General features: G+C 69.9%; 6 protein-coding genes. 5 read left to right on the forward strand and 1 reads right to left on the reverse strand.

What is annotated here, in order from left to right:
- Positions 1-9: 9 nt before the first annotated feature.
- Positions 10-783 (reverse strand): IclR family transcriptional regulator, encoded by a 774-nt coding sequence (locus U9978_RS11540; protein ID WP_322761095.1) that lies wholly within the window; start codon positions 781-783, stop codon positions 10-12.
- A gap of 130 nt (positions 784-913) precedes the next feature.
- Between U9978_RS11540 and U9978_RS11545 the strand changes: the two genes are divergently transcribed.
- From U9978_RS11545 to pcaD, 5 genes are read left to right on the forward strand one after another with little or no spacing between them, the layout of a single operon-like run.
- Positions 914-2,098: a 4-hydroxybenzoate 3-monooxygenase gene (locus U9978_RS11545; RefSeq protein ID WP_322761096.1), complete on the forward strand. Its 1,185-nt coding sequence runs from the start codon at positions 914-916 to the stop codon at positions 2,096-2,098.
- 29 nt (positions 2,099-2,127) lie between these two features.
- Positions 2,128-2,841, forward strand: coding sequence for a protocatechuate 3,4-dioxygenase subunit beta (gene pcaH, locus U9978_RS11550; protein WP_416210935.1), 714 nt, complete (start codon positions 2,128-2,130; stop codon positions 2,839-2,841).
- Positions 2,834-3,403, forward strand: a complete 570-nt coding sequence (gene pcaG / locus U9978_RS11555; protein WP_322761098.1) for a protocatechuate 3,4-dioxygenase subunit alpha — start codon at positions 2,834-2,836, stop codon at positions 3,401-3,403. Before pcaH ends, pcaG begins: the two co-directional genes overlap by 8 nt.
- A gap of 22 nt (positions 3,404-3,425) precedes the next feature.
- Positions 3,426-4,619: a 3-carboxy-cis,cis-muconate cycloisomerase gene (gene pcaB, locus U9978_RS11560; RefSeq protein ID WP_322761099.1), complete on the forward strand. Its 1,194-nt coding sequence runs from the start codon at positions 3,426-3,428 to the stop codon at positions 4,617-4,619.
- Complete coding sequence (pcaD, locus tag U9978_RS11565) at positions 4,616-5,830, forward strand: 3-oxoadipate enol-lactonase (RefSeq protein ID WP_322761100.1); 1,215 nt, start codon at positions 4,616-4,618, stop codon at positions 5,828-5,830. The genes pcaB and pcaD overlap by 4 nt, the downstream gene beginning before the upstream one ends.
- The last annotated feature ends 526 nt before the right edge of the window (positions 5,831-6,356 follow it).

Below are 6,356 nucleotides of genomic sequence, written 5' to 3' on the forward strand. Positions count from 1 at the left end.
ACGGTGCGGTCAATCGACAGCTGCGATGTTCTCGCGGCCGGCACCGAGGTGGCGGGAGATCCCGCGCGCCGCGGCCAGCACAGCCGGCACGTAACGTCGAGCGTGTCCGGCCTTGGCCGCGACGACGATCGACAGCGCCGCGACGACGGTGCGGGTCGAGTCGTAGACCGGTGCCGCAACCGAGACAGAGATCGTCTCGATCTGGCGGTCACTGATCGCGTAGCCGGTCCGGCGGACCTCTGCCATGGTGCGGCGCAGCCGGGTCGGGTCGGTGATGGTGTGCTCGGTGTAGCGCTTGAGCGGGCCGGCGAGCACCGCGTCGATCTCGCCGCTGGACGCGTGGGCGAGGAGCACAAGTCCGACGCCCGTCGCGTGCGCGGGCAACCGGCTACCCGGTCGGGTCACGATGTGTACCGCCCGCCGGCCGGAGATCCGTTCCACGTAGACGACATCCGGCCCGTCCAGTACGGCGATCTGGACGTTTTCGTGGGTGACCTCGTAGAGATCCTCGAGGAACGGCAGCGCGGCCTCACGCAGGCCGATGCTGCGCGGCGCCAGCGCGCCGACCTCCCACAGCCGTAGCCCGATGCGATACCGGCCGTCGTGATCACGTTCCAGTGCGCCCCAGCGCGCCAGCTCGCCCACCTGACGATGCGTGGTGGTCAGCGGCAACCCGGCCAGCCGGCTGATCTCGGACAGCGCCAGCGTCGGGCGGTCGGCGCAGAAGCAGTCGAGGATCGCCAGGACCCGTTGGGTACCGGACGCGCGTCGCCTGCCGTTCATCGTGTGTCGCTTTCGAAGAGGTCTTCCGCCTGGCGGAAGTCTAGGCCTGCACCGGCCGAGTCTGGGGCACGCTGATCCGACATCCGACATCCGACATCCGACATCGGTCACCGGCGAAGGGGCTGCCCGCATGCGCACACAGGTCGGCATCGTCGGCGCGGGGCCGGCCGGGCTCCTTCTCGCTCACCTGCTGCATCTGCAGGGGGTGGAGTCTGTCGTGCTCGAGCGCCGGGACCGTGCCTACGTCGAACGCCGCGTCCGCGCCGGGGTCCTCGAGCACGGCACGGTCCAGACGTTGCGCGAGGCCGGCGTGGGTACGCGGATGGACGCGCAGGGACTGGCGCACGCGGGCATCGAACTGCGCTTCGGGCTGCGCAGCCACCGCATCGACTTCACCGCGCTCACCGGGCGCGGCATCACGGTCTACGGGCAGCAGGAGGTCGTGAAGGACCTGATCGCGGCGCGTCTCGACGCCGGTGGCGACGTGCGATTCGAGATCGAGGACGTCGCCCTCGTCGGTCTCGACTCCCAGGAGGCGCGCATCGAGTTCGTCCAGGACGGTACGCGCCACGTGTTGGAGTGCGACTTCGTGATCGGCACGGACGGGTTCCACGGCGTGACCCGCAGCTACCTGCCCGACCTCGTGAGCTACGAACGCAGCTACCCGTTCGCGTGGCTCGGCATCCTCGCCGACGCGCCGCCATCCTCGCACGAGCTGATCTATGCCCGGCACGCCAACGGCTTCGCGCTGCACAGCATGCGCTCACCAAGCGTTACCAGAATGTACCTCCAGGTCTCGCCCGACGAGGATCTCGGCGAATGGCCCGATGATCGAATCTGGGCGGAGCTGCATGCTCGGCTAGCCGACGACGCTGGCTTCGCGTTGACCGAAGGCCCCTTGCTGGACAAAGGGATTACGCCGATGCGCAGTGTCGTGGTGACGCCGATGCAGCACGGCCGGCTGTTCCTCGCCGGGGACGCGGCGCATATCGTCCCGCCCACCGGCGCGAAGGGGATGAACCTCGCCGTGGCCGACGTCCGCCTGTTGTCCCGGGCGCTCGGTGGCTACTACGCCGCAGGGCGGGACGACCTGCTCGCCGCCTACACCGAGGCCGCGTTGCGCCGAGTCTGGCGCGCAACCCACTTCTCCTGGTGGATGACCTCGATGCTGCACCGCTCGCCCGATGATGACGCCTTCGGCGAGCAGCTGGCGCTGGCACAGCTCGACTACGTCGCGTCGTCCACGGCGATGGCGACGTCGCTGGCCGAGAACTACGTCGGGCTGCCTTACCTGGAAGGATGGTCATACCGGTGAACGACGTGCACGTGGCGCCACCTTTGCAGATGCCGACCGGCTATCGCGCGGACGCCGAGGGAACCCACCCCTCGTTGTCGTTCGCGGGGTACGGGAGCACCGCGCTGCGCCATCCGACCAGGCCACTGCACCTGTTGCCACATCGGCTCACGGAGGTCACCGGGCCGCTGTTCGGCTCCGAACGGGTCGGGCCGGGCGAGGACGACCTGACCCGTTACGACGGCGGTGAAGCGTGCGGGCAGCGGATCATCGTCCATGGCCGGCTGCTGGACTCGGACGGCCGCGCGGTGCCGGGCGCCCTGCTCGAAGTGTGGCAGGCCAACGCCGGCGGCCGGTACCGACACGTCGGCGACCAGTGGCCGTCGCCGCTGGATCCGCACTTCGCCGGGCTGGGCCGCACGGTCACCGACGGCCAGGGCCGGTACCGGTTCACCACGATCAGGCCCGGGGCATACCCCTGGAAGAACCATCACAACGCCTGGCGGCCGGCGCACATCCATTTTTCGGTCTTCGGGCGGGCCTTCGCTCAACGGCTGGTCACGCAGATGTACTTCCCGGACGATCCGCTGTTCTTCCAGGACCCGATCTACAATTCCGTCCCGGACGAGAAGGCCAGGGCGCGGATGGTGGCGTCCTACGACCACGACGTGACGACGGACCACTGGGCGCTCGGTTTCAGATTCGACATCGTGCTGCGTGGACGCGGCCAGACCCCCTTCGAGAGCGAGCCGCACGATGACTGAGCTGCTCGGATCGACACCGTCGCAGACCGTCGGGCCGTACCTGGCCATCGTGCTGGCCTGGGCGGATGGCTCGAATGTCGTCGCCCCCGGGACCGCGGGCCTGCTTACGATCACCGGAAGGCTGATCGACGGCGCCGGCGAGGGGGTCCCCGACGGCCTCATTGAGATCTGGCAGGCCGACCCCGCCGGACGCTTCAACCACCCCGACGATCCGCGCGGCGCCCGTGCCCACGTCGGGTTCCGGGGATTCGGCCGATGCCCGACCGAATCCGACGGCACGTTCGTCTTCCACACGCTCAAGCCCGGGCCGCTGCCAGCCGGCGACGGTGGCACCGAGGCGCCGCACCTGGACGTGTCCGTCTTCGCGCGCGGCCTGCTGCATCGCCTCGTCACGAGGATCTACTTCCCCGACGAGGCCGCGGCCAACGCGACCGATCCGGTGCTGGGCGGCCTCGAACCTGCACAGCGGCGCCTGTTGACAGCGGTGGAGCAGGAGAACGGCGGCCTGCGTTTCGACATCCGGATACAGGGTCACGACGAGACCCCGTTCTTCGCGATCTGATGGCGAAGACATCGGTGCGATCATGCTGGGCGAGCAGGACGGTGAACCGGTGAGTGCCCTGTGGGATCCGATCTTCGGTGCGACCGCGGTCGCCGCCACCACGGACGACCGTGCCTGGCTCGGCGCATTGTGTGACGTCGAAGCCGCATTGGCTCGTGCCTGCGCGACGGTAGGACTGATCGACGGTACGACGGCGACGCAGATCGAGGCTGCCTGCGCGCAGGCGGCCGCCGACGATCCTGGCGAGCTCGGTCGGCAGGCCGCCGCCGACGGCAACCCGGTGATCCCGTTGGTCCGCCGGCTTCGGGTCGCGCTCGCGCAAGCCGCGGATGAGCACGCCGCTTCGGTCGTCCATCTCGGTGCCACCAGCCAGGACATCCTCGACACCGCGGCCATGCTGGTGGCGCACCGGGCGACGGCCGTCGTCGGCGGCGGACTCGACGGTGCGGCCGACGCATGCGCCGTACTCGCACGCGACCATCGAAACACCGCGATGGCCGGACGAACGCTGCTGCAGCAGGCAGTGCCCACCACGTTCGGGGCGGTAGCGGCCGGCTGGGGAGAAGGCCTCGACCGAGCCGGCCGTCGCCTGCGGGCGGTCCGGGAGGACCTCGCCGTGCAGCTGGGTGGCGCCGCCGGCACGCTGGCCGCGCTGCATCCCCACGGTCCAGCCGTCCGCGCCGCCCTGGCCGATGAACTCGGGCTGACCGACCCGGGCACGGTCTGGCACACCGAGCGCGTCCGCATCGCCGAACTCGCCGGCGCGCTCGGCGCGGCGTCCGGTGCGGTCGGCAAAATCGCCACCGACATCGTGCTGCTCGCCCAGACCGAACTCGGCGAGGTGACCGAAGGCGTCGGTGGCGGATCATCGGCGATGCCACACAAGCAGAACCCGATCGCGGCCGTGACGGCCCGGGCCGGGGCCGCACAGGCGCCCGGCCTGGTGGCAACCCTTCTCGCCGCGATGCCCGGCGAGCTGCAGCGCGGCGCCGGTCCATGGCACGCCGAGTGGGCACCGCTCACCGCGCTGCTCAACGTGGCGGGCGGCGCTGCGGCCAGACTGTGCGTATCGCTGTCGGGCCTGCACGTCGACCGGGACGCTATGAGCCACAATCTGCGATGTATGCAGGCGATCGACGCCCGGGTCCGGCCGAGCACCGATGTCGGCCATGCCGGCGACATCGTCGATCACTATCTCGCGGGACGGCACCGATGACCATCACGCTCCACTCCCTCGCCGAGGGGCCGCGCAGCGCACCGGTGCTCGTGCTGCTCAACTCCATCGGCGCGTCGACCGCGATGTGGGATCCGCAGGTCGCCGTCCTCGCCGAGCGGTTCCGCGTCGTGCGGATCGACAGCCGCGGCCACGGCCGCTCACCCGCCGCCCCGCCCGGCCAGCCCGGCCAGCCGTGCACGATCGACGAGCTGGCTCGCGACGTCCTGGCCGTGCTGGACCGGATCGAGCTCGATCTGGGCGTCACCCGCGTCCACCTGGCCGGTCTGTCCCTCGGCGGGATGACAGCCATGTGGATCGCTGCGCACCATCCGCAGCGGATCGCCCGGCTGGCTCTGCTCTGCACGTCGGCCCACCTGCCGCCCGCGAAGGCCAGGTTCGACCGTGCCGCCACGGTGCGACGCGACGGGCTGGGCCCGATCGCCGACGCAGTCGTCCAGCGCTGGGTGACACCGGGCCTCGCGGCCCGCGACCCCGGCCTTGTGGCGGCGCTCATGGCCATGCTGAGGGGCACCGACGCGGAGTCCTACGCGCAGTGCTGCGAGGCGATCGCCACCATGGATCTGCGCCCCGATCTCGCTCGCATCGCCGCGCCGACGCTGGTCATCGCCGGGAGCGACGATCCGGCCATCCCACCCGAGCACGCACAGACGATCGCCGACGGTATCGCCGGAGCCCGGGTCGAGGTGCTCGGCAACGCGGCACACCTCGCCACAGTCGAGCGGTCCGGCGAGGTCGCACGCCTCCTGCTGGAGCACTTCTGCCCGCCGGACGGCGCGGGGCCCGGCGCCGGGGGCGCGACGTTGAGCGCGGGTTATGCGACGCGCCGCGCCGTCCTGGGCGACGAACACGTGGACCGCGCGATAGCGAACACCACCGAGCTCACCGCGCTCTTTCAGGACTTCATCACCCGCTACGCGTGGGGCGACGTCTGGTCACGGCCCGGTCTCACCCGCCGGGACCGGTCGATCGTGACACTGGCCGCGTTGACCTCCCTCGGTGCCGACCACGAGATCGCGATGCACGTGCGTGCCGCGATCCGCAACGGACTCACCCCGGCTGAGATCGGTGAAGTGCTGCTGCACACGGCGCTCTACAGCGGCCTGCCCCGCTCCAACCGGGCATTCGCCATTGCGCAGCAGACGCTGGCAGAGCTCGACGCCTCCGTTCCCATCACGAGCGACCGCCAATAGGGAAAATTGACAAGGGGTCTTCGACCTTGTCCGTGACGTGACGTTCTAATTCGATCATGTACTGCCATCGAACCCGGCTAGGCGCCACATGCCCTTGATGCTCCCCCGTCTGTCTGCCGTTGCATGTCCGGCCGCCGTCATGGTCACGGATACGACCGGGGTGTGCGCAGAACCTGACATTCGATCATCCGTCGAACGTCCGGCCGGCGTCCGCGGCGATTTTCCGGAGCTGGAGCAAGCAGACTGGGATGCGGTGCTGAGAGTCGTGACCATGATCCTGACCGCACTGGAGTCGGAGCCGCTCCTCGAAACAGGCCCCGAGTAATGACGGTCTTCGGGATCGGTCCTGGTTGTCCGGATCGGGATCAGGTGGCTGCCGGGGGTTCTTCTTCGCTCGGTGTGGGGGTGGCCTGGCGGGCTACCTGTGCGCCGATGGCGGCGGCCTCTCGTTCGGCGGGGTCGGCGGGGTGGCTGACGGCGCTGCCGGGGCCGCAACGGTATCGTAGGTAGAAAAAGTCATCATAAT

This window comes from Protofrankia sp. Cr2, assembly GCF_963555885.1.
Lineage (GTDB): Bacteria > Actinomycetota > Actinomycetes > Frankiales > Frankiaceae > Protofrankia.

What these genes read in the sequence shown, in the direction of transcription:
- pcaH (WP_416210935.1), top strand. Translation starts at nt 2,128, where the DNA reads ATGCCGACCGGCTATCGCGCGGACGCCGAGGGAACCCACCCCTCGTTG.
- pcaD (WP_322761100.1), top strand. Translation starts at nt 4,616, where the DNA reads ATGACCATCACGCTCCACTCCCTCGCCGAGGGGCCGCGCAGCGCACCG.
- pcaG (WP_322761098.1), top strand. Translation starts at nt 2,834, where the DNA reads ATGACTGAGCTGCTCGGATCGACACCGTCGCAGACCGTCGGGCCGTAC.
- U9978_RS11545 (WP_322761096.1), top strand. Translation starts at nt 914, where the DNA reads ATGCGCACACAGGTCGGCATCGTCGGCGCGGGGCCGGCCGGGCTCCTT.
- pcaB (WP_322761099.1), top strand. Translation starts at nt 3,426, where the DNA reads ATGCTGGGCGAGCAGGACGGTGAACCGGTGAGTGCCCTGTGGGATCCG.
- U9978_RS11540 (WP_322761095.1), bottom strand. Translation starts at nt 783, where the DNA reads ATGAACGGCAGGCGACGCGCGTCCGGTACCCAACGGGTCCTGGCGATC.